Genomic DNA, 23,174 nt, shown 5'->3' on the forward strand with positions numbered 1-23,174 from the left:
ATATCAGGCCACGCCGGGTCAGTTCTCAGTGGCAATCAACAGCCCGCACTTCAAATATCCACCAAACCGGTCGGATATGAGGGCGATTTCGAGAACAGGTTTCTCAAGGAATGGAGCGGCGGCTTTCGCCGTTTGCCTGGCAGCGGGCATGTATTCACCCACGGCGGACGCCGATACGCCGATGACGGCTGGCGTCGTCATGGAGAAGATGAAACCCAAGGAACTCTATTCCTATGTCTACGGCATCGTGGAAGGCATGGCCTATGCACGGTTCCGAAAAGACACCGTTGCAGCAGGTGCCAAGACCGAATCTGGAATGACCTGCATCTACGACTGGTTCTTCTCCGGGAACGGCAGGTCGTACGCGGACATCACCGCCGCGTTCCGCAAATATCCCGAACACGGCCCACCGGTTATCGTCGCTGCGCTCATCAAGAAGAAGTGCGGTGAATGATGGTCATCGCGCCTCCCATCGATCTCCGACGCACCTTCCGCCAAAGCAGTGGCGAGGCCTATCGCCTTGCCGCACGCCAGCACAAGATCGCAGAGAAAGAGCGCCGCGAACGCAAGGAGCAGATGGAGGGCGAGGCTGCCGAGTTCATGGACTTCGCCATGGCGATGATCACCATCGACGAGGCCATCGAGTTCCGCATCGAGCTCGACACCTACGATGCCGCCACCATCGCGGCCTTGCAAGAAAACGAACGCCAGCTGATCGAGACCCGCGAGGAGATGGACAGGCTATTGGCCAAGGCGCACGTGCTCCCGGATGGTCGCCGCGTCTTCAAGACCGAGGATGGCCTGCGGGTCTTCGACGAGCACGGCAATGAGTTGTTTGACGACGTGATTGCACCGCAGGAAATCGATGACAAACGGCCCCGCTGGGAGAAGTTCGAGACGCAGTGGCAACGGCTCGAAACGCTGGAGCACGAACGCACCGACATTCTCGACTACCAGCAAAAGCTCGACGACGCGCGGGAGCGTCTGGACGAAGGCGGTCTGACCCGGGGCGAATACGAGCAGCTGCGCGAAGACCTAAAGGCCGAAATGCCAGGTGCCGTGCGCGCGCAGATTCCCGATCTCGCGCGCGACCATGACGCGGAAGCAGCGCCGAGCTCCGTCACCGCAGGTATCGACCTCGACATCACCGACGAAATGGTGCCTTCATCGTCACCCGCCGGACCGACGCCCGGATAACACTTCGCAAGTCATCGAAGTTTCTAAGGTTGGGGTCGCACGCACGTTATTGTGCGTACAACCAGGTAGCGACTACAAACAACAGCATCGCGACGCCGACCGTTGTCCGAACCGACGCCAGGCCAACCTCAAAACGCTTGATCGGATCTGCCGCGCGCCATGTTTCGTAAAGCTTTTGCATGGGAACCTCATCGTTCTGGTGCAAAATCTTGTACGATCACCCGGTCGATTTCCTGAGGGCATCAAGTTGTCACCAACTGGTCACGACACTATGACGATGTGATAATGGTAACTTTGGACAAGTTGCCGAGGTACACGACAAGGACAACGCACAAAGGAAGACCTACCAAGATGACGATCCGCCGCGGCCCCAAAGCGCCAGTCGAGATACCCAGGGGGTTTCTTGCGCGCCTCAGGGTATCCGCCGACCTCACCCAGGTAGAACTTGCAGAGGAAGTTGAAACAAGCCTGTCAACAATAGTCCGTTCTGAACGCAACGACCAAGTGTCACACGATCTGGCGATTGCCCTCGGAGCATCGTTCAGCAATTTGTTCGGATTCGAGATCGATCTCCGCAACAAGGCCGAAATAAGCCGCATTGACGAGCACCTTCAACGCGGATCAAGGCCAGTTCCCGACGTCCCACCGTCTTTGCCGGACATACGAACGCCGCCCAAACAGAAAATGGGTGACGTCAATCCTACGTCTGGCTCGATACCAATAATGCCTCCGGGCTTGAACGAAGACCGCGCGACAGTTGGGCGAGACGACGACGCGAAGATCGTTCACGATATGATGTTCTCGCGTCTAGCCAAACGAGACGGCACACGGATCGTCCTGAAAGGACAAGGTGGGATAGGAAAGTCCACACTCGGTCGCTATTTCATTAGTCTCTACTCGGGTCACTTCGATGGCGTTTGGTGGCTCAGATCCGAAACCGAGCGGACCTTGGTAGCGGACCTCTGTGAGCTCGGACAAACGTTGGGGATGAGTGATCGTGGCAACGGACCCGATGCATTCGCCCGATCGGTTCTTGTGTTTCTTCAATCAAACACCCGAAATTGGCTAATTGTCTATGACAACGCGTACAACTACGAAATGCTTCGTCGCTGGGTCCCGAGTGGAAATCATGTCCGCTTACTGTTCACTAGTCGCGAGGCCTCATGGCCAGACAACTTCGTTTTGATCGAAGTTGAACGCTTGGCCAGCGAGGACGCTCTGAAATTGCTACTGGATACGTCCAACCGAACGGACATCGAACCGGCGAGGCGATTAAGCGAAGCGCTTGATGGCCTTCCGTTAGCCATTGTCACAGCGGGCTCGTGGCTCCGCAGAACGCCCAAAACGTCCTTCGAAGAATATCTGCGAGAGCTCGATACCCGGATTCGCGAGGCTCCTACTTTGGCAAACGGCTATCCGCTTTCCGTTTTCGGTTCATTATCGCTGTCCTTTGAGACGCTTTCGCCTTCAGCAAAGCGTCTTATGGAATACATATCGTTCTTGGCACCAGACCACATAGCACCGGAGATTTTCTTTGGCCTGGCCGGGAAAGACAGAGGAAGTGATCGATACAGCGATGTTCACGACATGCTGTGGGAAGCTGAAAAAGCACCTGCGGTTATTGAGACTGCTATCACTGAATTGGAAGAAAAGAGCCTGATATCACGCCAGTCTAGATCATACCGCGTTCACCGCTTGACCCAGTCGGTGTTTCGTATGACCATGCCAAATCCGGCCGACGCGTGGAATTCAACTGCTGGCTTGGTTTCCGCATCTTATCCAGGAAAAGAGCCGGACGGGTCTATTGGAGCGCGCGTAGACAATAGGCACGTTTGGCCGCAATGTAGAAAAATAAACCCGCATGTCGAACATTTGTTCATGCACAGGGTACGCCATCGTACAAGTATTCCATTCGAGTACATAATAAATCAGGCAGGAATTTATCTCGGATATAACCGTTTGTCGAATATCGCACTAAGGTATTCGATAGAGTATCTCAGACGGAAGAAAGCGAGGCTGCCACGCGGCCATATCGAGATCGGGCGGGGCTACCACAATCTTTCTTATCGCTTCACCCCTCTAGGCCGCGCTGTTTGGGCAGAAGCGAGTGCTAGGCGGGCGGTCGAGATTCTAAGATTGAATGTCGACGTTCCAGACAGCCGTCGTGTCCGGTGGCTTGCAAATCTCGGTCACAGAATCAGAAATCGTGCCAATACGTATGCGCCGGAGCAAAAGCATCCTTTGCTCTCCGAAGCGCGCCTGGTCCTACACGAAGCAATTCGCATTATTCGTGCGTCCGGCAACAAACACGATATAAACACTGGCTTGGTCATGAACGCACTCGGGCTAGTTCATGAGAGCTTGTGTAGACTCGGTGCAGCGCGTCTAATGTTCGCCCTTGCTGTGAAACGTACGCCCGACGCAAGTGGTGAAAAGCAAATGGAGTTCGTTACGCGGATATCCAATCTCGGAAGAGTTGAGGTGAAGGCGAACAGGGCACTTGAAGGGAAAGAGCACCTTGGGGCCGCAATTGCCATAAGAGAAGATGCGTACCGTGGCAATTACGCGCATCCAGTGCTGATAGCGAATGCGATGTGGCTCGCTGTTGCAGAAAGGCTACTGGGTGATCGGGCCGGTGTCGACGCTTTGGTTGAGCGATACGGACAGCACCTAGACCATAAGGAAATCGAAGAAAGGGCTCTTTCGATTACCAACCAAAACATCTGACGGCGGCTAGCCTGGCCTACTGCAATTTCGGTGGCCAAGTGTCCTTGGTCTGGTTAGCGCCGCCCCTGTCACACCCGTGATCGGCGCCAACCAGCCCGTCGCGCTTCATGCTCACTACAAAACCAGCGTTCGCCGTACCAAGGCGATATCCGCGTTGAATCGTAATAACGCTGGCCAGGCACGTGGTAGATACGCTGTAAGCGCTGTTACGGCGGCACCTTTCGGGCGGCGGCTTGAGGGGCGATGTTCGGAGCCATTGAGGGCTTCGACACATGACGATTTCAGAGCTTACGCTTAAATCGAGTGAGGTGGAGCCGGTGCGCCGGTTCGAGGTGTTCACCGGCACCGGGCGACGGCGGGAATGGCCGATTGAGGATAAGGCGCGGATCGTGGCGGAGAGCTACGAGGCAGGCGAGAGCGTGAGCGCGGTGGCGCGCCGTTACGCCTTGTCCCCGCAGCAGCTGTTTGCCTGGCGCCGCGCGGCGCGCAAAGCTGTCGCCGATGCAGCACCATCGGAATCCATGTTCGTGCCGGCACTCGTCGATGCACCGCCGCCGCAGCCTGTGATGAAGCGCCCGTCACGGCCGCGCAGGAAGAAAGCCTCCCGCGAGGCCGGTATGATCGAGCTGGAGATCGACGGCGTCGCCCTGCGGGTTGGCCGCGGTGCAGATGCCAAGACGATCACCGCCGTCATCCGCGCCCTGAAGGCGACGACGTGATCGGGCCGACCGGGACGGTCAAGGTGATGGTGGCGACGAAGCCGGTCGACTTCCGCAAGGGTGCGGAGGGGCTGGCGGCACTGGTGCGCGAACAGATAGGCGCCGATCCGTTCGGCGGCACGGTCTTCGTCTTCCGCGCCAAGCGCACGGACCGGGTCAAGCTGATCTTCTGGGACGGGACCGGCATATGCCTGTTCGCCAAGCGGCTGGAGGATGGCGAGTTCCGCTGGCCTAAGGTGCAGGACGGGGTGATGCGGCTGACGGCGGCACAGCTGTCGGCACTGCTCGAAGGGCTCGATTGGCGGCGGGTCCATCAGATGCGCAGGACGCGGGTTCCGGCCGAGGCCGGATAGCCGCGACCAAGTGAATCAGGCGGCATTCCGGCCTCGCCGCAGGGTGGGGAATGTGCTGTGGTCCTGCCCATCATGGCGATCACGGCGGACCAGCTTCCCAACGATCCGATTGCGCTGAAGGCGCTGGTGTTGGCCCGTGAGGCTGAGAACGAACGGCTGCGCCAGATCATCAAGGAACTGCAGCGCAACCGGTTCGGCCGCCGCGCCGAGAGCCTGCCTGAAGATCAGCTGCTGCTGGGGCTCGAAGAGGCCGAGCAGATCGAGGCGGCCGGTGCGGAAGAGGCCGAAAGCGCCGACTCCACAAAACGCAGAGAGCGCACTGCAAAGCGGCGCACGAACCGTGGTTCGCTGCCGGCGCACCTGCCGCGCATGGAGATGGTCGTCGACATCGAAGACCATGCCTGCCCATGCTGCCGCAACGGCCTTCATCGTATCGGAGAAGACGTCAGCGAGCGGCTCGACATCGTGCCGGCGCAGCTGCGCGTGATCGTGGTGCGCCGGCCCAAATACGCCTGTCGCGCCTGCGAGGACGTTGTCGTTCAGGCTCCCGCGCCCGCCCGGCTGATCGAAGGCGGGCTGCCGACCGAAGCGACTGTCGCCCAGGTTCTGGTCTCCAAATATGCCGACCATCTGCCGCTCTATCGTCAGGCGCAGATCTACGCCCGGCAGGGCATCGATCTCGACCGCTCCACGTTGGCCGACTGGGTCGGCCGCGCGGCCTGGCATTTGCGTCCGGTGCATGAACGGCTCCTAGAGAAGCTGAAGGGGTCTCCCAAGCTCTTTGCCGACGAGACCACCGCACCGGTGCTCGACCCCGGCCGCGGAAAGACCAAGACAGGTCAGCTATGGGCCTACGCCCGCGACGACCGGCCATGGGACGGAGCTGATCCGCCGGGTGTTGCTTATGTCTATGCACCGGACCGCAAGGCGGAGCGACCGATCGCCCATCTCGCCCGGCTTCAGCGGTATCCTGCAGGTCGACGGCTACGGTGGCTATCGCACACTGGCGGAGAAGAGCAGCGTCACGCTCGCCTTCTGCTGGGCACATGTGCGCCGACGCTTCTATGAGCTCGCCGTGGCCGGCCCGGCGCCGATCGCCAGCGAGGCGCTCCTGCGTATCGCAGAACTTTACAAGATCGAGGACGATATCCGCGGCCAGCCGGCGGAGACACGCCGTGGCGCACGCCAGGAAAGGAGCCGGCCGATCGTCGCCGCGCTCGAACCATGGCTGCGCGAGAAGCTCGGCCTGATCAGCCAGAAGACCAAACTCGCCGAGGCGATCCGTTATACGCTCTCGCGCTGTGAGGGGCTTACCCGCTTCCTCGACGATGGACGCGTCGAGATCGACTCCAATGTGGTTGAGCGCTCGATCCGTCCGATCGCGCTCAACCGCAAGAACGCCCTCTTCGCCGGATCCGACGGCGGCGCCGAGCATTGGGCCGTCATCGCCTCGCTGATCGAGACGTGCAAGCTGAACGATGTCGAGCCGCTCGGCTATCTTGCCGACGTGCTCTCCAGGATCGTCAATGGCCATCCCAACAGCCAGATCGACGACCTCCTGCCCTGGGCCTACATTGCCGCTCCCGAACTCAAGGCCGTGGCCTGAAAACAGCGCTTACGATACGCTCCTCTGTGCCGATGCTGATGTTGCCCTTGATATTGCAGGCTTTGGGCGACGCTCCAGCCATTGACCCTAAGTCTGCGACTGACAAATAGGTGGCGCCGGCGGCACCGCCGACCAGTAGTAGGACAGGGACACTGTAAGCACGCATGCGCAGCATGTGGCGATGATCGCATGCTTCTCGCTAAAGACGAGTAAGGGCAATCGTTAGAATTGACGCCGAAGTCAGGGTAAAGACGTACGCGCACTCAGCGTTCAGGCAGCCGCAACGTTGCGGTCGGCCTGCGTTCACCGGTTGCGCGGCGCTTATGTTTGCGCACATGCTGAGCATTGCGGATCGCATCACGGACTTTCTTGACGGTCCACAGATCGTGGTGCCAGACGGTCTTCTCATTGAAAATCGTGCCCACGGTGAGCGAGGCGAGCGCGTAGCCTCCGCCGAGCAGGCAGGCACCGATGGCCAACAAGGACATTTGCTCCCCTGGGTAGAGGAGATCGCCGAACTGGAATGCGAACAAGGCCAGGGCGAGGCCGGTCACGCCGGCAATCATCAGCGGATCGCGCCCGATCTTGACGAATACGATGCAAGCGAGGTCATGGTCGCGCATGCGCGTGGAAAACACTCGCTCGGTGACGCGCACGCCGCGTTTGTTGTCGAAAAAAACCTTGATGCGCTGCACGGGATAGCTCCTTCCGGGTTTTGGGCGTCAACCTGTCTAGCCGCACAGGCCAGTAGCTCTGGCCTGGGCAACACGTTCATCGAAGTGCCGGATTGCGCGCGGGGTGTAGGTCCGCAGGCTCATGACGTGGATGTGGCTGCGCCAGAACACGGAATCAAAAGCAAGCGCCACGCTGCAGCCACAGATGCTGCCTGCGGCACCGGCTGGCACGGAGTACGGATTGTCATCCCCGCGCAGGAGGTCTTTGAGGCCGGAGATGATCTGTACACCGAGCGGAGGTTCGACGGGCGGCGCTGGCGGCATGGGAATGACAGAGCCGTCCGGTAGCGGGCCCTGGATCACCGGAGGGGCCGGATCGGGGCGGCGCGAGACGATCTTTGGCAAGTCCCCGCGCTCGCATTGCGGGATGTAGATCAGGTCGGCCATCCGGCGTTCGATCAAGGGCTGGAGCCACAAGAAGGTGACGGCGGAATAGATGACCAGCCCAAGCAATACGGGGGGTGGCAAAAGTTTGAAGAGTGTATCCCACATGATGCGGTCTCCATCAGTCGCGAAACCGGCAATGCCGCCGGGTGAGGTCAAGGGCTTCGGCCTCAGTCAGGCCGAAGGGGCCGAGGTTGAAAGTCGTGAAGAGGTTGGGGCTGTGCGTGCCGGTTTCATCGCGCGCGGCAAGCTCCAGCATGTGGGTTGCAGCGCCGGGCAGCGCATTGGCTTCACGCACATAGCACCACTGCCGAACGATGCGCCGGTCACTCGAGGAGGCGAAGCGCACGCCGGTGGTGAACTCCAGCGTTTCCGCCGTGACGGTCGTGAACTCGACATAGTTGACGATGTCTGGCTGGCCGGAAGCGCTGGCACGCTCGCCATACCAGAGCGTGCGCAGCCATCCTCGCCAGTCCCCACCGGAGGCGACGATCAGGTCGGCGCCGATGAGGCTGGCGATAAGGGCAATGCCGGCTGCAGATATCAGCCGATCACGACCGAAGTACCAGCCGATCCGGCCTCGTAGAGATCGCAGCTTGCCCCTCATCATGAGCGCCGATCATGGGGATCGTCGTCCTCGCCAATCTCGATAAACTCGTCCCAATAATCCGGCTCTTGATCATCGTCGAATTGATAGCCGATGCGGCGGACGGGGTTCGTCGAAGGGGCCGGCGACGTAACCTGCTCGTGCTTCGGCGTCCGGACTTCGTCGAGGACGCGCAACGCATCGATGGTGCGCAGTGTATCGGCGATGGTGAGATCGCCGGGCATGTCTGGCTGCTCACGCCGGGAGGCGGCCATGGTCGACGAAAACGAAAGCAGGATCAGCGGCAGCAGGTCGAGCGCAATGCCCGTTACCCAGGCGGGAACGACGCTATCGAAATAGACGACAACGGCCTTCATCTTGCTCATGCGCGGGACCGATACCGGATCGATAGCCGGCATCGCCGCCGCGGCAGATCGAGCATCTGTGGCGATCAGGCCCGCGCGCTCTTGCAGGCTGGCAAACACCCTTGCAACGGCATCACGCTGGACCTCGGTGCGCACCCCGGCGGGCAGGACAATCCCGGCAGTAAAGCCGTCCATGTCTTCGGCGATGCGCTCAAGCTGTCCGTTGTTGCTGATATCGGCAAGGGCTGCATTGAAGCAATCGGTGGCCGAGGCAGCCTTGTCCATCGGGTGGTCGCTCGATAGCCCGCCGCGATAGTCTGCTATGCACGATTCAGCTTTGGCGCGTTTCTCCTCCAATGCCTCATCGAGCGCCGCAATGGATTGCGCCGTTTCGCCAGCCTTGGATCTCAGGAGGTCAAGCGTGGCAACCACGCCGCCGGCACCGGCCTTTCCGGACGTCGTGCCGTAGGTCCGTTCGCTCGTCATCAGGGCGTCGATCTCTGCAGCCAGCGCCTCAATCCGCGATCGGTAGGTGCGATGGCGCGTCGCCGTCGCGACGGCTGCCGAAAGGCGTTCGGACAACTGCGGCAGGGTTGTATAGAGAGCCGCGCGCAGGGCCTCCGGGCCACCGATCGCGGCGGCGTTCCACCAGGAGCTGATGCCCAGGACGAAGATCGCCCCGACAAGCGTCGCGAGCCATCCGGCGGTGCGATTGTGAAGTTGATGCGGCTTGACCGCCGCCTCGAAAGCGCCGGACCAGAACGTGTACAGGGCAAAGCCGACGCCGGCGGCAATGATGAGCGCGAACAGCTTGTACCACAGCGTATCGGGCACACTGTCAGATAAGCCGACATAGCTGGCCGCAACGGAGACGAGTGCGAGGAAGAAGAGGACCTTGTTTCTGAGTTCAACAGACATGGCAGGCGATTCCTTCGGGTGAGAGAAAAACGCGGTGGGAGGGGTAAAGAGAGGTGCTGGACGGTCGGCGACGCCGGGAGCCTCAGGAGGCTACACTGCGACGGGGAAGGCACAGCAGGCTGCGGTGCTAGAGCGAAGATGCTATCCGAGCAGGAAGTTCATCAGATCGATGGGCAGCAGCTTGATGATCGGGCACTGGTTGAAGCCGTAGGGCGGCCGGATCACGTGCCAGCCATCGAGGGCGAGGTAGACGCAGCGCGTGTGAGTGCGGGCGTTCTCATTGCCGTACCACGTATATTCGAAGCGTAGTGCCGGCTGCCCGTAGAGCGACAGCAGCAGGAGCGGCACGCCGACCAGAAGGACGAGCTTGAAAAGGCCGGCGCGCAGGGAGCGGTTGGCGCTGCGGTCATAGATCGGCGTCGTGCTCGCGGGCCTGCGAGCCGGTTTTCTCGGTGTCATCGGGTTACTCCGATCAGGATGATGAAAACGCGGTCAGGCCTTGAACTTCACCGGGATTTCACCCAGGGCAGGCGCCCCCGGCATCGGCGTCGCGTGGCTGCGCCACGGCTCGACCATGCGATAGGAGACGAGATCGACGATCACCGGCGGGTTCTGGCGGTAGAACAGCACCGCCGTGTAGTCGGGCAGATGCAGGAACTCGTCGGCCCGAAAGTTCGGCACGCCCTTTTCGGAAAGGCCGATCGAATATTTGCCGCCGCTCTCTTGCAGAGACACCGGCAGTGAGCCCGATTCCGTCATCGTGCTGAGCACGCCCGAACGCTCGGAATACTCTTTCGCGTCCTTGGTGCTGCGGATGCCCCAGGCCATCACCACCTCGCACTGCGTGGTGAAGGCGGAGGCTTCGCGACCATAGCGCGAATAGCTCTCGGTCTCCTGGACATAGGTGACCAGCTGCACGCCTCTCGATCTTCCAAGGAAAAGCGTCGGCAGCGCGGCCGGGAGAGCCCCATCGCAGATGTTGGCGAACTCGTCGGCGACGACGGTCACGCGAGGCTCGAACCGGTCCGCCTCGATACAGAGGTCGATCAGCGTGTTGAGGCAGAGCCCAAAATGCTTGCCGTGGGTTGCGATATAGTCCGGCGGTATCTCGAAAAAAATGGATGTCGGCGTGTCGGGGCTCTTCAGATCGCGCGGGTTGAAGTCGCTGTATTCTGACCGCCGCGCCAGCACGCCGCCGGGCTCGTAGATCTGGATCGCGTCGGCAGCCTCGCTGAGGATCGATTCACCAAGCTTCGGTGAACGGGTCAGCTTGCCCAGAAACCGGTCGGCGGCGCGTCGGACAGAGCCGTCGAATTCGGCGCAGGCGCGCATCGCTTCGAGGAATCTGCGCAGCTCTTCATCCGAGCCGCAGATCATCTTGTAGAGATAGGAGAGGTTGCAGCACAGCTCGCCGGTATCGGCTTCCTGTATCGCCAGAAAGACCAGGCACCACGCCAGCAGATCGCGGCCGAGCGAGCGGAAGAACTTGTTCTCGCCCGACCCGTTCTCCGGTTCGGCGAGCAGAATCTGCGCCACCTGACGCGCCTTGTCGATCAGCGCCGGGTCCTTGCGCTCGGCATAGCCGACGAGATGGCCGACCGGATTGAAGTCACTGTAGGTCAGGCCGTGACGCTGCATCAATTGCCAGGGCCCGACGATGTGCACGTTCTGCTTCAGCACGTCCTTGCGGTAGCGTGCGCAGAGCCATGCTAGTTCCGGCCCCTTCGCTGTGGCGATGATGTTGCGATGCGCCCCAAGCGCGAAACAGATATTGGCGGCACTGCTCTCCGTTTTGCCGGCGTTGGTCGGGGCGCGAATACTGAGATGGCCGGGACCGGGGTAGTAGATGATCCGGTCACCCACGGCGGCGACCGGGATTCCGTTGCCGCCGTCATTGGCAAAGCTCAGCCCGAATTCCTCAGCGTGCGCGGCGGTCGGAAACGAAGTCCGGCCATAGAGACCCGTCGGCGTCTTCATCGACCGGAGCAGCCGGTCCCACTGGAACGCGCCGTAAAGGGCCCACAGCGCCGAAAGGAAGAACAGGGCGGAAAGGCCACCGAAAGCCCAGACCAAGGCAGCCGAAGCCCCGACAGAATCGAGAAAGCGGCAGAATAGAAAGACGAGCAGGCCCGCGAGGGCCTGCCCGCCGGCGTGGGAGCCCATCAGTCGTGCTCTTGGTCGTGCTCCTGTTCCGGTTCGGACTGGAACTGCCCGCGCCTGTCCATCGCGATGATCTGGCGCAGGTTCTGCTCGGTCACGCGCTGGGTTTGCTCGCGATAAAAGGCTTCACGCTGCTGGACCATGCGCTCTGCCTGGTCCCTGATCACCTGAAGATCGGGCTCCGGATCGGCCCTGATTTCTTCCGGACGCGCGGAGCGGTCTCGTACGTAGTTTTCGAGAAGCCCGATCTGGACCTTCATCACCCGATGGGCGTGCGAGCGTTGCTGCGCCTTCTTCTCCGCTTCGAGTTGGTCCTTGCCGAGCTCCTGGACGAACCGGGCCCGCTCCTGCGCCTGGGGCGAGAGTGCGGCGATTTCGGCTTCCAGTGTGTTCTGGCGGTTGAACGCCTCGCTGGTGGTCTCGGACTGTCCGTTATTCGCATTCGAGCCACCGGACGTGCTATCATCGGCCATTGTCATTACCTCACGATTTTGAAGGAAGGAGTTTCGAGATGCAGGATTTTGGACGGGGCGCATCTCATGACCCCGATGCTCGCCTTGAGGGCGAGATTCTTGGATGCCTGGCCGACTGGTCCGAGCAATACGGGACCGAGCGTCTGGAGCTTGCCTACGCTGTCACCAAGGCGCTGCTTGGCCATGTGTGCCGAACGCAACCACCGCAAATCACGGCCGAATGGTGCGCGAAAACCGCAGAGATACTCGGCGAACAGGCACGTATGCTGGAAGAGATTTTCGACGAAGATCGCCGGCAGAGGCTTAACTAAGGAGCCGGTTTTCCCGGGACGGGTGGCGCGCCCGCCGCCAACGGTGCGGCAGGCGCGCTACGCTACGACGAGAGGCTCGTGGTCGGGAAGGGAAGCAGGGCCTGCGACCACGCGGCGAGAAATGCTCGCGCACGCGGAATGACGTCTGGCCCGGCTGTCATGCGGCGATATCGGATGAAAGCGTTCCCGAACTCGTCTCGCTCGGCAGATTCGAACAGATGCCGGCTACGGAAACTCCCATCGAGGTAGGTAGCGCCGCAATCGGTTTCAAGGAGGAAACCGAGCCGCGAGAACGAGACCCGCGAGCCTTCGTTCGGCATTCCGTTGACCACCCTCACGGCACAATGGACCTCCTCGGCGTCGCCGTTCGCCACGAAATCGTGCAGCAGGCCGTGTGCGCCCATCGCGCTGCAAATCCTCTGGCCCGAGTAGGCCGGATCGACAACCGCGCCGCGAAAGATCGTCCGTCCCGGCTGATCGCGGTGGAAATGCATCGTGCCGACGACACGCGCGCCGTCGCGCACCGATATCAGATGCGCGTTCCGCTCCCAAAGATCGACCGGACCGAACCGGAACAGATAGGGCCGACCCGCCTCGCTATTGAGCACCCGGTTGAACAGGTCCTCGCATGCCGCTGTCTCGCGCAGGGCGTCAGCGTCGGCGAGCGGGCGAAAGCCGCGGATCGTCAGCCCCGTATGCAGGTTCGCCGCCGCGAAGGTCGTCAGCGGCAAAGTGGTGTCCCAGGCCGGGGCGGCCGAAGCCGCCCCGGCGTCGCGCTCGCGGCCGTGGTCGAAGCAGGCGTTCATCGGCCCGCCTCCTTCGAAAACACGGTCTCGGCCCAGAGCTTCGCGTCCGCCGCCCGCGCGGCCTTCAGCTCGTTGACTTCGGCAGTCAGTTCGAGCATCGCCCGGACCAGCGCTTCGGCAACGCAGCAGCCATTGCCGCCGGTGGCAACCGGCGCGATACGATAGGGACAGTCGCGGCAGACCGCGAATTCACCGTCCGCCGAGACCCATGGCTCGCGGCAGGCAGGGCAAGGAGATGGTTCATGAGACATTTGATACCTCCAATATTGGCGCAACCGGAGGCGAAAGCTCCGAAATTGCGCGCTGCGATGGAGGGGATTGTGAACGTTTCGCAGGGGGAATTGTGGGGAGCTTCAGGGGAGAACCGGGGAATGTTCGGGGAGCCTCAGAAGCTCCGAAGGCTCTAACGCATTGAGATAGCGCAGCTATTCAAAATATCTTTGTATCTGGATATATAGATATGTTACTGTTTCCATATGAACGAGTCCTATCAGGAGAAGTATTCAGTAAGAACGGAATTCAACCAGTCGACCGGGATGCCGACTTCTATGGTCTGGGAGAATGCGCAAGGCCAGCAGGATGCGCCTGGCGATCTCCCGTCCGAAATGCTGTTCAGCGAGAAGGGTGTCTTGGAATGCGCTTTTTGGCGAAGGGGCGGGAAGCTCAACAGACCGGGCGATCTGCCGACGCGCATCTACTATGCGGCGGACACCGGAAAGCCATATGCATTCCTTTGGGACAAGGACGACCTCGAACATCGTGAAGGCGATCGACCGTCGCGTATCATTTTTCGTCAAGGTAGCGAGCAGTTGGAGGAGCTTGCGTTCTGCAAGAACGGACAGCTTTTCCGCCGCGCCGGTCAAAACCCTCTTTTTAACTTCCACCTCGACGGCACGCCCGTGGACGATAACGATGACCCAGTCGAATTTGAGGGATTTGACGAAAAATGGTTACCCGATTGCGCAATGCCAAGACTGTTCTGACGTCTTGAGTCCTCCGTGCCCCTGAACTAGCCTTTCTCGCGACTGCAGTCGCAAGCAAGGCCTTGTTGCATGACGCCGATCTATTTCCCGAGCTTTTGCAGATGGGTTGAGGCAGCCTACGCAGACAAAGACATTAAAGTTCGGCGGCGACTTTCCGACCTCATACGCCAAGAGCACAAGTCCCCGGAAGCTTTCGAGCTGTTGCGCTTTGCCGCGTTTGACAATGCAGAAGCTAGTGCACGCGCCGGGCGCGCTCCCGAAACACTCGATCAAAACAACAAGGATCTGTTGAAGAGCTTCGCCAGCAACAAGGGAAAATTCAAGAAGGCGGCAGCGTTTCATTTCCTTTTTCTGTGCGCTAGCCGCCATGATCAGCGATTCAAGGAATACGGGGACGCTCTGAACGACCTAGTTAAGCTCAGCGAGCAGGCCCAACTGTCCGGCCATTCGCTGGATGAGTGCGAGTTTGCTCTGGAGATCGATCTCAATTCCAAAAAGTACGGCGGAAAGACAGTCGCGCAGGAACCCGATAAGCCAGGCGCGACGATACAACAGGCGCAGCATGAGGAATTAGAACCGCTATCTGCCGTCACTCCCAACCTTGCGACTCTGTTCAGCGACGAGAGGATCGACAACGACCTGCATTACTCGAAGCATGTGGTCGATGTGCATGGCCGCCAACGCGAACAGCGTGTCCTGCACGACTTCCTAGGGCCTGGTCGCAATTTCTATTGGCTTCAGCTTGCTGGTGTGGGCGGACAGGGCAAGAGCCGCCTTGCATTCGATTTGGTTTGCGAAGCAAGGAAAAGCGGAGAGTGGGATGCCGGCTTTCTGACAGAAAGTGGCCTGATCGCCTTCAGGGATCACTGGCCGAATTGGCGTCCCACAAAAAACACGCTCATTGTCGTCGACTACGTTCTCGGTCGCGAACGTGAGATCGCCCCGGCTTTTCAGGATCTATTGCGGCGTAGCAAGGAATTCGAGAAGTCCGTGCGCCTCCTTTTGGTGGAGCGCCAGCGCTGGGATCGCGGCGGGCTCGAAAGACGGCAAGCGCGAGGCGCGACCGGCAAACCGTCCGTTGAATTCCAGCCCACCGAAGGCGGCAAGGCGCAATGGTTTCTGAACATTTGTGAGAAGCCTTCTCCCGACGACGCGGACATATCTCCCGAGGATGCGCGCATCACCGGAACCTGTTTCAAGGATGAGTTGATTTGCCCAACCGGCGTGATCGAACTGGCTCCGCTGGAGCCGGATGAGTTGGTTTCGCTCACGCGCGAAATCGCCGAAGAGCGCGGGCACGAGATTTCGCTATCCAACCACGAGATCAAGACGACGCTTGAGCACATCGACAAATCTGGCCGACCACTCTTTGCCTATTTGCTGGCCTACAGCTTGGCAGACGGTCGGTTCGACGAGGGCTGGGGCCGGGAAGACCTTCTGACTCACTCGCTCCAACGCGAACAGAACAAGCGCTGGAAACAGGCTTTCGGGGCAGAAGGGCGACCATGCCCCGATCTCGACGAAAACAGCGATTCCATGCGCATTGCGCGCATCGCGACCATGATTGAGGGGCTCGAAAACGTGACTGCCGCGAACACTCTGCCCGAGGAGGACTGGCCGCGATTAGGCAAGAAGAGGGTATTGGAGGAAGCGCTTGTTCTGGTCGATGGCGCGCGCGGCAGCGGGTCTCATTTTGCTGGATATATTCCTCCCATGCAGCCGGATATTCTGGGCGAATGGTTTGTGCTGTGGGCCTTTGCGAGCGGTGTCATCGACTACCAATCGATGACGCGATCAGCATGGAAACTGGCACCGCACAAAACGGCGGTGTTTCTTGAGCGGTGCAGTCAAGACTTTCCGAGCAAACTGAATAGGCCGGAGACGTATCGCCTGCTGGACGTGGCACCGCCGGATGATGATGCGAGAAAGGCCTATGGCTCCGTCTGTGCGTCGCTCTTCGCCAATCTCTACAAGGCTGGCATTGAGGATTTCCCGAAGGAAATACTAAAACGGCTCGAGATCGTAGCGACTGAGTCCAAAGAACCGAAGGCAATGACTGCCTTAGGGTTCTGCATGCTGACGGGCGTGGCGTTCGAAAAGAACAATGATGAAGGACTCCGCTTGACCATGGCGGCGGCTGAGGCCGGCAACAACAGTGCTATGTTCAACCTCGGCGTCTGCTATGAGAACGGCACGGGCGTGGCGGCCGACGCGAAGCAGGCGGTGATGTGGTACCGCAAAGCGGCCGAGGCCGGCAACAGCGACGCCATGTTCAATCTCGGCGTCTGTTATGACAACGGCATGGGCGTGGCGGCCGACGCGAAGCAGGCGGTGATGTGGTACCGCAAAGCGGCCGAGGCCGGCAACAGCGACGCCATGTTCAATCTCGGCGTCTGTTATGACAACGGCATGGGCGTGGCGGCCGACGCGAAGCAGGCGGTGATGTGGTACCGCAAAGCGGCCGAGGCCGGCAACAGCGACGCCATGTTCAATCTCGGCGTCTGTTATGACAACGGCATGGGCGTGGCGGCCGACGCGAAGCAGGCGGTGATGTGGTACCGCAAAGCGGCCGAGGCCGGCAACAGCGACGCCATGTTCAATCTCGGCGTCTGTTATGACAACGGCATGGGCGTGGCGGCCGACGCGAAGCAGGCGGTGATGTGGTACCGCAAAGCGGCCGAGGCCGGCAACAGCGACGCCATGTTCAATCTCGGCGTCTGTTATGACAACGGCATGGGCGTGGCGGCCGACGCGAAGCAGGCGGTGATGTGGTACCGCAAAGCGGCCGAGGCCGGCAACAGCGACGCCATGTTCAATCTCGGCGTATGCTATTCGAACGGCACGGGCGTGGCGGCCGACGCGAAGCAGGCGGTGATGTGGTACCGCAAAGCGGCCGAGGCCGGCAACAGCAGCGCCATGGTCAATCTCGGCGTCTGCTATGAGAACGGCACGGGCGTGGCGGCCGACGCGAAGCAGGCGGTGATGTGGTACCGCAAAGCGGCCGAGGCCGGCAACAGCGACGCCATGTTCAATCTCGGCGTCTGTTATGACAACGGCATGGGCGTGGCGGCCGACGCGAAGCAGGCGGTGATGTGGTACCGCAAAGCGGCCGAGGCCGGCAACAGCGACGCCATGTTCAATCTCGGCGTATGCTATTCGAACGGCACGGGCGTGGCGGCCGACGCGAAGCAGGCGGTGATGTGGTACCGCAAAGCGGCCGAGGCCGGCAACAACAATGCAATGTTGAACCTCGGCGTCTGCTATTCGAACGGCACGGGCGTGGTGACCGACGCGAAGCAGGCAGTGAAGTGGTACCGCAAAGCGGCCGAGGCCGGCAACAGCAGGGCCATGGCCAACCTCGGCGTCTGCTATTCGAACGGCACCGGCGTGGCGATCGACGCGAAGCAGGCAGTGAAGTGGTACCGCAAAGCGGCCGAGGCCGGCAACAGCAGGGCCATGGCCAACCTCGGCGTCTGCTATTCGAACGGCACCGGCGTGGCGATCGACGCGAAGCAGGCAGTGAAGTGGTACCGCAAAGCGGCCGAGGCCGGCAACAGCAGGGCCATGGCCAACCTCGGCGTCTGCTATTCGAACGGCACCGGCGTGGCGATCGACGCGAAGCAGGCAGTGAAGTGGTACCGCAAAGCGGCCGAGGCCGGCAACAGCAGGGCCATGGCCAACCTCGGCGTCTGCTATTTGAACGGCACGGGCGTGGCGACTGACGCGAAGCAGGCAGTGAAGTGGTACCGCAAAGCGGCCGAGGCCGGTCACGAAGCGGCAAAAACGATTATTCAATCTCACCCTGACCGTCCTGGCCTGCCTCTTGATGACTTGCTGCTGCAGAAATGGGCCGAAAAGATGGGCCAACCGACCTGGCCAATGCAGCCTTTGCTCCCAGGTGATTGGAGCAAACCAAAGTTCAGGCACCGCCTTGCGTTGTTGCGCGCACTGACCCGCTTTTCGCATCTGCGCATCAAGGACGGAGCGATAGTGCAGGGCTTGCGATCCATCCCGCTATCGTTCTATCCGAATTTGCAATTGAGCGAGGCATTGCTCGAACATGACGGAGAACTGAAAATTGTCTGCCTGCTTGCGGGCAACGATATTGAGCTCCTGCTCAACGGCAAAAGTGACGTGGTCCACTACCTAAACGCGCTTGGGCATCTTTCGCTTATCGACCCGACCGTAGTAGGAGACTATGCAAGATTTTTCTGCATGGCGGTATGTGGCAGGGGAGGTCATTTTTGCATCGTCGACAATGTACATTCGTCGATGTTTTATCATGAGTTGCAACGGCCTATTCTGCACGATCTCTCCAAAAAAATCATCCCGTTCCGCCTGGATAAAGAAGCAAAAGTGCCATTCATCTTTTCCGCTACGATCAAATACGCTGACAAACTTTTCAGCACTTACTTGAAGGTTCTTCGCGGCGGGCGAATAAAAATTGTGGAGCCTCTAGACAACACACCCATTGCCGACAACTTGCCCTTTTACGAGGAGGGATTCGAAGGCGTGTTCCGGTTCCGCCGTGTGCCGGGCTAGAGTTGATCTGCTGCCATCCCGGCACATAGCTATAATGACCATGGTCAAAATCCAATCTTCCTATGCATCGCGACTATGTTCGCATGCATCTCTACCAAAGCCAGGCTGCGCATGTGCGGAATGCGTTGATTGTAAGTCGAAAGACGGCTGTTTCGTCGACAACGTTCTCAAAGTAGCAAACTCCCGCTCTCGCCAGCCTTTGGCCTTGTCGCGCTTCTCCTGAAGCGGTGCATCGGCGCGGCGCTGTTCGGTGATCAGCCGCAGCCGTTCGCGTTGGTCGCGTTCATTGGCTGCTTCCAGTTCTGCCCGATTGCGAGACAACGTTTCCTTGCGCCGGCCTGTCATCCAGTCCCAAACGCCGAGCAATCCTTTGCGCAGGCGATCTGACCGCTCCTTGGCTTCTTGCTGCCGCCGTACCTGCTGCCTCGTACGCAGGTCGTCACGCTCACGCCGGTGCCGATCCCGGATACGCCGACGCTGCGCTTCCAGCGGTTCCATCCGGCGCACGAACTCCACGTCGATCTCGGCAATCAGGGCCTTGTGTCTATCCGTCAGCGCGGTGGCGATATCCGCCTTCGCCTCTTCGATGGATCGATGGCTTTCCGGGTCGCCCAGCCTGGCCATCAGTTCCTTTGGTTTCACGTTGAGCCAGCGAGAGAGCGAACAGACATTGCCCTTCCAGTCCAGCACGACAAAGCCGCGCCGGTCGCCGCGGCACAGCCAGAAGCCTCTTTGCTTCAGGGCAGCCTCGAAAGCCTGGCCTCCGTCCGATTGCGCCCAGCAATGTTGGAGAACGGCTTTGATCTCGCGCGGATCGCGTTTGGCCCGCTGTGCTTCCTGCCATTCTGTCAGGGTAAAGTTCGTCGGATTGGCCAGCGACTTGTCCGAAAGCCCTTTCGGCAAATCCCAACCGTGAGACAGGTATAGCTCGCGTGAGAGTTCCGCTAGCCGGGTCTTAAAGAAGGGGAGATTGATACCCTTCATCTCGTCCACATCGATGCGGCTGATCACGACGTGGCAGTGACGCCGGGCGTTCTTCTCATGGAACAGCACGACCCGTGGCTGTCCAGCCAATTCGAGCTTCTCCATCGCCTGGTCGATAGCGTCCTCGAAATCCCGAATGGTGGCGCTGGCGTCTTTCGGCGGTGACAAGGACAGCGAGAACATGAACTGCTTGCACTTCGTCGCCCGGCTGATCGCGTACATCTCCCTCAATGCCCCGGTTAGGTCGTCTGCGACGAACCCGTCGATCGCGTGAAGTTCCACATGGTCGTTGTCCCGATCATTGAGCAGGTGCAGGGCAAGCTGCTTCGCCCCGCCTCTTTGATTGCCTTTGAGGATCATGGGTCAGTCCTCCGCTTGCAGTCCGAGGGCGCGGATGAGCATGCGGCGCAGATCGCGGATGTGGTCACGGGCGCTTCGGATTTCGGCGAGTACCTCGGGTGTCAGCGGCAGCACGCCCAGCCGCGCGGCTTCTGCAAATTCTGCCATGGACCGTGACAGGGCCGATCGGCCGAGTTCGGCCAGAATGCGGGCTAGCAGTTGCTGCCGTGCAGACTCCGATAATCTACCGGTTTCCCGGATACCTTGGGCAGAATCGGAAAACAGCCTGGTCCGGATATAGGCGCTCAGGGTCTGCCCCTTGGCTGCCGTCACCAGCGCCTGGCGCTCTTCGGGCGTCACGCGTAGCGAGATCGGCGCCGGCGACTTGCCGTGCCTTGAGTTCCTTTTTGTCATGGTGGTGAGCTTCTGAAAATCGTGCGACGACGAACGCTGCCTGCCCGGTCGATGCCGGGCGCGTTCGGTCGCGGATTGAGATTCAGGAAATACGAAAAATGGCGAAGCCGACGCCGCCTATGGCTTCGGCGTCGACCTGTCCAGGCACGAACCTTTCAGGGCGCGATTCCAGCCTTCCAGCTCATCGAAAAGAGCCGTAAGTTGGTTCGATTGAGCTCCCTTGAGGTCCACCAATTTCACGCTGTACAGCCCGGAGACATAGGTCTCCCGTTTTCGACAATGGTTTTGTCGTTTTCTTGCAACCTGCGGCCAGCGCCGGGGCCGTCGGCGGGCCTTTGCGCGCCGCGCCGCGCTTGGCCGAATTGACCAATTTGCACATGCGTTAAAGCGCAGCGAATGGCGGCTTTGCGACAAACTCGCGCGGGCTGACGCCGAGGGTCCGTCGAAACATATAGCTGAACGCACTGGACGAGTCGTATCCCATGTCCAAGGCAACCGTTGTCACCTTCTGACCGCTGGCCAAAAGCGAGACCGCATGCAAGACGCGGGCATGCCGCAGCCACCGCGACGGCGGCATCCCGGTCTCGGAGACGAAGAGACGTTCGATGGTCTTGCGGCTCGCGGGTGCGTCAGCGAGCCATGCCTCGACCGACCGAACCTTTCCCGGATCGTCAAGCGCCGCCTCGGCGAAGCCGCGAATGCGATTGTCTTGCGGCATCACCAGGGAAAGCGGCACATCCCGCGCCGACAGTATTTCGTGCCGAAGAAGCCCATAAAGGGCACGGATGTGTTTGGCCGTCCTGGCCTTGATGCCGTCGGGCATGGTCGCCCTAAACAACGTTCCCAGAAGCGGCGTCATCGCGAAGACGCGGCAAGCGCTGCCGAGCCTTTCGGCCTCATCGCGATTGACATCGACATAGCGCATCACGTTCTCGGACCCAAAGCGCAACCAGTGCTGAGCGTCTGGCGGTATCCAGACCGCCATGGCGGGGCTTAAGAGCAGAACGCGGTCCGATGTTCCCACATACATCGAACCTGAATCGGCCGAGATGAGCTGGCCGAACTCATGCGAATGCCAATCGGAATTCGCCCCTGCATCCTGCGTGTTCGTTTCACCGAGATAGGATGGTCTATCCGTTCCAAGCGGCTCACTGTTCATCAATGACGAATCCTCGATGCTAGAAGGCCAATCCTCGACAGAAAGACATAGCGCGAAGGGGTAGGCTTCGCCAGGAAACCGGACAGGGCGTGCAGCCTTTCGCATCGGACGGCAGTGCCAGATGAACAATCGCGCATTCATGACATGGTTCGCCCTGGGCCACCTCGCCAACGACTGGCCGATTGCCGCCCTTTGGCTGATCGTGCCTGCCGCCGGACTGTCCATGGGGTTGTCGCCCGTCGAGGTCGGCCTGCTCTTCACGCTGTTCAACCTGGGCGGTGCGCTGGCCTACATTCCGGCCGGCTGTCTGGCGGATCATGTCTCCAACCGTGGCCGTCTGCTGGTCGTGACGTTCTGGTGGGTTGCGATCGGGTATGGCGTGGCCGCCCTTGCACCGGGGTTCTGGAGCCTCGCCGTGTTGCTCGCGGTCGCCGGGATGGGCAACGCGGCCTGGCATCCGATCGCGACCGGCGTGCTGACGCGCGACAGCAAGGACGGTCGGGCGAAGGCCTTGGGCATTCACGCCATAGGCGGGTCTTTCGCCGAGGTGCTGGCCCCATTGTCGGTCGGGTTTCTTTTGTCGGTCGTCGATTGGCGCGCTGCATTGGTCATCTCAGCGGTTCCCACCGTCCTGTGCGGGCTATGTTTTCTCAGGGTGGCGCGAGCTGTTCCGGCGGTCGAGAGCAGGACGGCCCTTCGCGAGGACCTCGCCGGCCTTATCCGGACGTGGCGGACGGGTCGCGGCCTGCGCATCGTTGCGATGATCTGCCTCTACAACATGGCATTGATCGCGCTTCTCAGCATGATCCCGCTCTACCTCGCGGCGGTCCACGACCTCGCGTCGGCCAGCATTGGCATCATCTTGGCGGCGCTGCTTATCACCGGGGCGCTGGCGCAGCCGTGGGCGGGATCGCTGTCCGACCGAGCGGGGCGCGGTCCGGTCCTCGTTCTTGGCAATGGAACCGCTGCTTTCGCCGTCGCCGGCTTGGCATTCGGACCGCCCTTCTGGCTCATGATCCCGTTGATGGCAGTCGCCGTTGCCGCACTCGATGCGATCCGCGCGGCGATGTTGGCCGCCGCCGTCGATCACTCAGAGCGGAGCGAAGGCAAGACCCTGGGCCTCGCCTTTGTTCTCATGGATGGGGTTGGAGCCTTTGGGGCGGTGTTGGCCGGGATGGCGGCGGGTATTTCCTGGCAGCTCATGTTCGCACTCACCGCCGCGTTCGCCGTGACTGCCGCGGTTCTCGGTGCGGGAAGCATGGCAAGTCGCGACCAGATCCCTTCTCGAGAGCGCGTGTCTAGAAAGAAAGGACACGCCGCCGCGAGGACTTGGAAGAACGGCTCTTAACGAGCCCGCACCTCCTCCAGGACATGGACATGAGGAAGCGGAGACGGAAACCGCGAAGCGTTTGGG

At 60.7% G+C, this 23,174-nt stretch carries 22 protein-coding genes and 2 pseudogenes; 10 read left to right on the top strand and 14 right to left on the bottom strand.

The features are described from left to right. Nucleotides 1-454 (top strand): hypothetical protein (locus EP380_RS17205; RefSeq protein WP_238719907.1); only part of this gene is annotated, 454 nt, incomplete at its 5' end. Then, complete coding sequence (locus EP380_RS17210; RefSeq protein ID WP_127599581.1) at nt 451-1,197, top strand: hypothetical protein; 747 nt, start codon at nt 451-453, stop codon at nt 1,195-1,197. The genes EP380_RS17205 and EP380_RS17210, both read left to right, overlap by 4 nt. A gap of 46 nt (nt 1,198-1,243) precedes the next feature. Here the strand turns inward: EP380_RS17210 and EP380_RS23890 are convergent, their stop codons facing one another. After that, complete coding sequence (locus EP380_RS23890) at nt 1,244-1,378, bottom strand: hypothetical protein (protein WP_275069012.1); 135 nt, start codon at nt 1,376-1,378, stop codon at nt 1,244-1,246. Nucleotides 1,379-1,548: 170 nt separating this feature from the next. Here EP380_RS23890 and EP380_RS17215 point away from each other — a divergent pair, with 170 nt between their 5' ends. After that, nucleotides 1,549-3,924 carry a DUF7779 domain-containing protein gene (locus tag EP380_RS17215; RefSeq protein WP_164749899.1) on the top strand — a complete coding sequence of 792 codons (2,376 nt, stop codon included), beginning with the start codon at nt 1,549-1,551 and terminating at the stop codon, nt 3,922-3,924. A 68-nt stretch (nt 3,925-3,992) separates the two neighbouring features. Here EP380_RS17215 and EP380_RS24095 read toward each other — a convergent pair. Further along, nucleotides 3,993-4,121 (bottom strand): annotated as a pseudogene (locus EP380_RS24095) (sunset domain-containing protein); the annotation flags it as partial. 75 nt (nt 4,122-4,196) lie between these two features. Here EP380_RS24095 and tnpA point away from each other — a divergent pair. The 3 genes and pseudogenes from tnpA to tnpC all read left to right on the top strand — a co-directional run bounded on the left by tnpA (nt 4,197) and on the right by tnpC (nt 6,602). Continuing rightward, nucleotides 4,197-4,643, top strand: a complete 447-nt coding sequence (gene tnpA / locus EP380_RS17220) for an IS66-like element accessory protein TnpA (RefSeq protein WP_127599584.1) — start codon at nt 4,197-4,199, stop codon at nt 4,641-4,643. Then, entirely contained in the window at nt 4,640-4,996 is a 357-nt protein-coding gene (gene tnpB / locus EP380_RS17225; protein WP_127599586.1) for an IS66 family insertion sequence element accessory protein TnpB, read from the top strand. Before tnpA ends, tnpB begins: the two co-directional genes overlap by 4 nt. A 72-nt stretch (nt 4,997-5,068) precedes the next feature. Beyond that, nucleotides 5,069-6,602 (top strand): annotated as a pseudogene (gene tnpC / locus EP380_RS17230) (IS66 family transposase). Between the two features lie 263 nt (nt 6,603-6,865). Here tnpC and EP380_RS17235 read toward each other — a convergent pair. The 7 genes from EP380_RS17235 to EP380_RS17265 all read right to left on the bottom strand — a co-directional run bounded on the left by EP380_RS17235 (nt 6,866) and on the right by EP380_RS17265 (nt 12,222). After that, nucleotides 6,866-7,297 (bottom strand): hypothetical protein, encoded by a 432-nt coding sequence (locus tag EP380_RS17235; RefSeq protein ID WP_127599588.1) that lies wholly within the window; start codon nt 7,295-7,297, stop codon nt 6,866-6,868. A gap of 36 nt (nt 7,298-7,333) precedes the next feature. After that, nucleotides 7,334-7,828 (bottom strand): hypothetical protein, encoded by a 495-nt coding sequence (locus EP380_RS17240; RefSeq protein WP_127599590.1) that lies wholly within the window; start codon nt 7,826-7,828, stop codon nt 7,334-7,336. A 13-nt stretch (nt 7,829-7,841) separates the two neighbouring features. After that, entirely contained in the window at nt 7,842-8,330 is a 489-nt protein-coding gene (locus EP380_RS17245; protein WP_127599592.1) for a hypothetical protein, read from the bottom strand. Beyond that, on the bottom strand, nt 8,327-9,589 hold the full coding sequence (locus EP380_RS17250) for a hypothetical protein (protein WP_127599594.1): 1,263 nt from the start codon (nt 9,587-9,589) through the stop codon (nt 8,327-8,329). The genes EP380_RS17245 and EP380_RS17250 overlap by 4 nt, the downstream gene beginning before the upstream one ends. Nucleotides 9,590-9,730: 141 nt before the next feature. Continuing rightward, a complete protein-coding gene (locus tag EP380_RS17255) occupies nt 9,731-10,048 on the bottom strand; it encodes an amino acid transporter (protein ID WP_127599596.1) in 318 nt (105 codons plus the stop codon). Between the two features lie 33 nt (nt 10,049-10,081). Continuing rightward, nucleotides 10,082-11,752 (bottom strand): type IV secretory system conjugative DNA transfer family protein, encoded by a 1,671-nt coding sequence (locus EP380_RS17260; protein ID WP_127599598.1) that lies wholly within the window; start codon nt 11,750-11,752, stop codon nt 10,082-10,084. Then, nucleotides 11,752-12,222: a hypothetical protein gene (locus EP380_RS17265; RefSeq protein ID WP_127599600.1), complete on the bottom strand. Its 471-nt coding sequence runs from the start codon at nt 12,220-12,222 to the stop codon at nt 11,752-11,754. Before EP380_RS17265 ends, EP380_RS17260 begins: the two co-directional genes overlap by 1 nt. 38 nt (nt 12,223-12,260) lie before the next feature. Between EP380_RS17265 and EP380_RS17270 the strand changes: the two genes are divergently transcribed. Beyond that, the gene (locus EP380_RS17270) at nt 12,261-12,533 is read left to right on the top strand and encodes a hypothetical protein (RefSeq protein ID WP_127599601.1); all 273 of its coding nucleotides are present in this window, start codon (nt 12,261-12,263) and stop codon (nt 12,531-12,533) included. A gap of 62 nt (nt 12,534-12,595) precedes the next feature. Here EP380_RS17270 and EP380_RS17275 read toward each other — a convergent pair whose 3' ends face one another. Both EP380_RS17275 and EP380_RS17280 read right to left on the bottom strand, forming a co-directional pair. Beyond that, the gene (locus EP380_RS17275) at nt 12,596-13,339 is read right to left on the bottom strand and encodes a hypothetical protein (protein ID WP_127599603.1); all 744 of its coding nucleotides are present in this window, start codon (nt 13,337-13,339) and stop codon (nt 12,596-12,598) included. Continuing rightward, nucleotides 13,336-13,590 (bottom strand): hypothetical protein, encoded by a 255-nt coding sequence (locus tag EP380_RS17280; protein WP_127599605.1) that lies wholly within the window; start codon nt 13,588-13,590, stop codon nt 13,336-13,338. The genes EP380_RS17275 and EP380_RS17280 overlap by 4 nt, the downstream gene beginning before the upstream one ends. 225 nt (nt 13,591-13,815) lie before the next feature. Here EP380_RS17280 and EP380_RS17285 point away from each other — a divergent pair, with 225 nt between their 5' ends. Continuing rightward, nucleotides 13,816-14,322 (top strand): hypothetical protein, encoded by a 507-nt coding sequence (locus EP380_RS17285; protein ID WP_127599607.1) that lies wholly within the window; start codon nt 13,816-13,818, stop codon nt 14,320-14,322. A gap of 69 nt (nt 14,323-14,391) precedes the next feature. Continuing rightward, on the top strand, nt 14,392-18,864 hold the full coding sequence (locus EP380_RS17290; RefSeq protein WP_127599609.1) for a tetratricopeptide repeat protein: 4,473 nt from the start codon (nt 14,392-14,394) through the stop codon (nt 18,862-18,864). Between the two features lie 60 nt (nt 18,865-18,924). Here the strand turns inward: EP380_RS17290 and EP380_RS17295 are convergent, their stop codons facing one another. From EP380_RS17295 to EP380_RS17305, 3 genes are all read right to left on the bottom strand, one after another. Continuing rightward, nucleotides 18,925-20,208, bottom strand: coding sequence for a relaxase/mobilization nuclease domain-containing protein (locus tag EP380_RS17295; RefSeq protein ID WP_127599611.1), 1,284 nt, complete (start codon nt 20,206-20,208; stop codon nt 18,925-18,927). A gap of 3 nt (nt 20,209-20,211) precedes the next feature. Continuing rightward, nucleotides 20,212-20,601 carry a hypothetical protein gene (locus EP380_RS17300; RefSeq protein ID WP_127599613.1) on the bottom strand — a complete coding sequence of 130 codons (390 nt, stop codon included), beginning with the start codon at nt 20,599-20,601 and terminating at the stop codon, nt 20,212-20,214. Nucleotides 20,602-20,983: 382 nt separating this feature from the next. Continuing rightward, on the bottom strand, nt 20,984-21,760 hold the full coding sequence (locus tag EP380_RS17305) for an AraC family transcriptional regulator (RefSeq protein ID WP_164749900.1): 777 nt from the start codon (nt 21,758-21,760) through the stop codon (nt 20,984-20,986). A gap of 121 nt (nt 21,761-21,881) precedes the next feature. Here EP380_RS17305 and EP380_RS17310 point away from each other — a divergent pair, with 121 nt between their 5' ends. After that, complete coding sequence (locus EP380_RS17310) at nt 21,882-23,108, top strand: MFS transporter (RefSeq protein ID WP_127599617.1); 1,227 nt, start codon at nt 21,882-21,884, stop codon at nt 23,106-23,108. The last annotated feature ends 66 nt before the right edge of the window (nt 23,109-23,174 follow it).

The sequence above is a fragment of the Nitratireductor alexandrii genome (assembly GCF_004000215.1).
GTDB classification, from domain to species: Bacteria; Pseudomonadota; Alphaproteobacteria; order Rhizobiales; family Rhizobiaceae; genus Mangrovimarina; species Mangrovimarina alexandrii.

Bases quoted from the DNA above. Each gene is read 5' to 3' on its own strand.
- EP380_RS17210 (WP_127599581.1), top strand. From the start codon at position 451: ATGATGGTCATCGCGCCTCCCATCGATCTCCGACGCACCTTCCGCCAA.
- EP380_RS23890 (WP_275069012.1), bottom strand. From the start codon at position 1,378: ATGCAAAAGCTTTACGAAACATGGCGCGCGGCAGATCCGATCAAGCGT.
- EP380_RS17215 (WP_164749899.1), top strand. From the start codon at position 1,549: ATGACGATCCGCCGCGGCCCCAAAGCGCCAGTCGAGATACCCAGGGGG.
- tnpA (WP_127599584.1), top strand. From the start codon at position 4,197: ATGACGATTTCAGAGCTTACGCTTAAATCGAGTGAGGTGGAGCCGGTG.
- EP380_RS17240 (WP_127599590.1), bottom strand. From the start codon at position 7,828: ATGTGGGATACACTCTTCAAACTTTTGCCACCCCCCGTATTGCTTGGG.
- EP380_RS17245 (WP_127599592.1), bottom strand. From the start codon at position 8,330: ATGATGAGGGGCAAGCTGCGATCTCTACGAGGCCGGATCGGCTGGTAC.
- EP380_RS17250 (WP_127599594.1), bottom strand. From the start codon at position 9,589: ATGTCTGTTGAACTCAGAAACAAGGTCCTCTTCTTCCTCGCACTCGTC.
- EP380_RS17255 (WP_127599596.1), bottom strand. From the start codon at position 10,048: ATGACACCGAGAAAACCGGCTCGCAGGCCCGCGAGCACGACGCCGATC.
- EP380_RS17260 (WP_127599598.1), bottom strand. From the start codon at position 11,752: ATGGGCTCCCACGCCGGCGGGCAGGCCCTCGCGGGCCTGCTCGTCTTT.
- EP380_RS17265 (WP_127599600.1), bottom strand. From the start codon at position 12,222: ATGGCCGATGATAGCACGTCCGGTGGCTCGAATGCGAATAACGGACAG.
- EP380_RS17270 (WP_127599601.1), top strand. From the start codon at position 12,261: ATGCAGGATTTTGGACGGGGCGCATCTCATGACCCCGATGCTCGCCTT.
- EP380_RS17275 (WP_127599603.1), bottom strand. From the start codon at position 13,339: ATGAACGCCTGCTTCGACCACGGCCGCGAGCGCGACGCCGGGGCGGCT.
- EP380_RS17280 (WP_127599605.1), bottom strand. From the start codon at position 13,590: ATGTCTCATGAACCATCTCCTTGCCCTGCCTGCCGCGAGCCATGGGTC.
- EP380_RS17285 (WP_127599607.1), top strand. From the start codon at position 13,816: ATGAACGAGTCCTATCAGGAGAAGTATTCAGTAAGAACGGAATTCAAC.
- EP380_RS17290 (WP_127599609.1), top strand. From the start codon at position 14,392: ATGACGCCGATCTATTTCCCGAGCTTTTGCAGATGGGTTGAGGCAGCC.
- EP380_RS17295 (WP_127599611.1), bottom strand. From the start codon at position 20,208: ATGATCCTCAAAGGCAATCAAAGAGGCGGGGCGAAGCAGCTTGCCCTG.
- EP380_RS17300 (WP_127599613.1), bottom strand. From the start codon at position 20,601: ATGACAAAAAGGAACTCAAGGCACGGCAAGTCGCCGGCGCCGATCTCG.
- EP380_RS17305 (WP_164749900.1), bottom strand. From the start codon at position 21,760: ATGAACAGTGAGCCGCTTGGAACGGATAGACCATCCTATCTCGGTGAA.
- EP380_RS17310 (WP_127599617.1), top strand. From the start codon at position 21,882: ATGAACAATCGCGCATTCATGACATGGTTCGCCCTGGGCCACCTCGCC.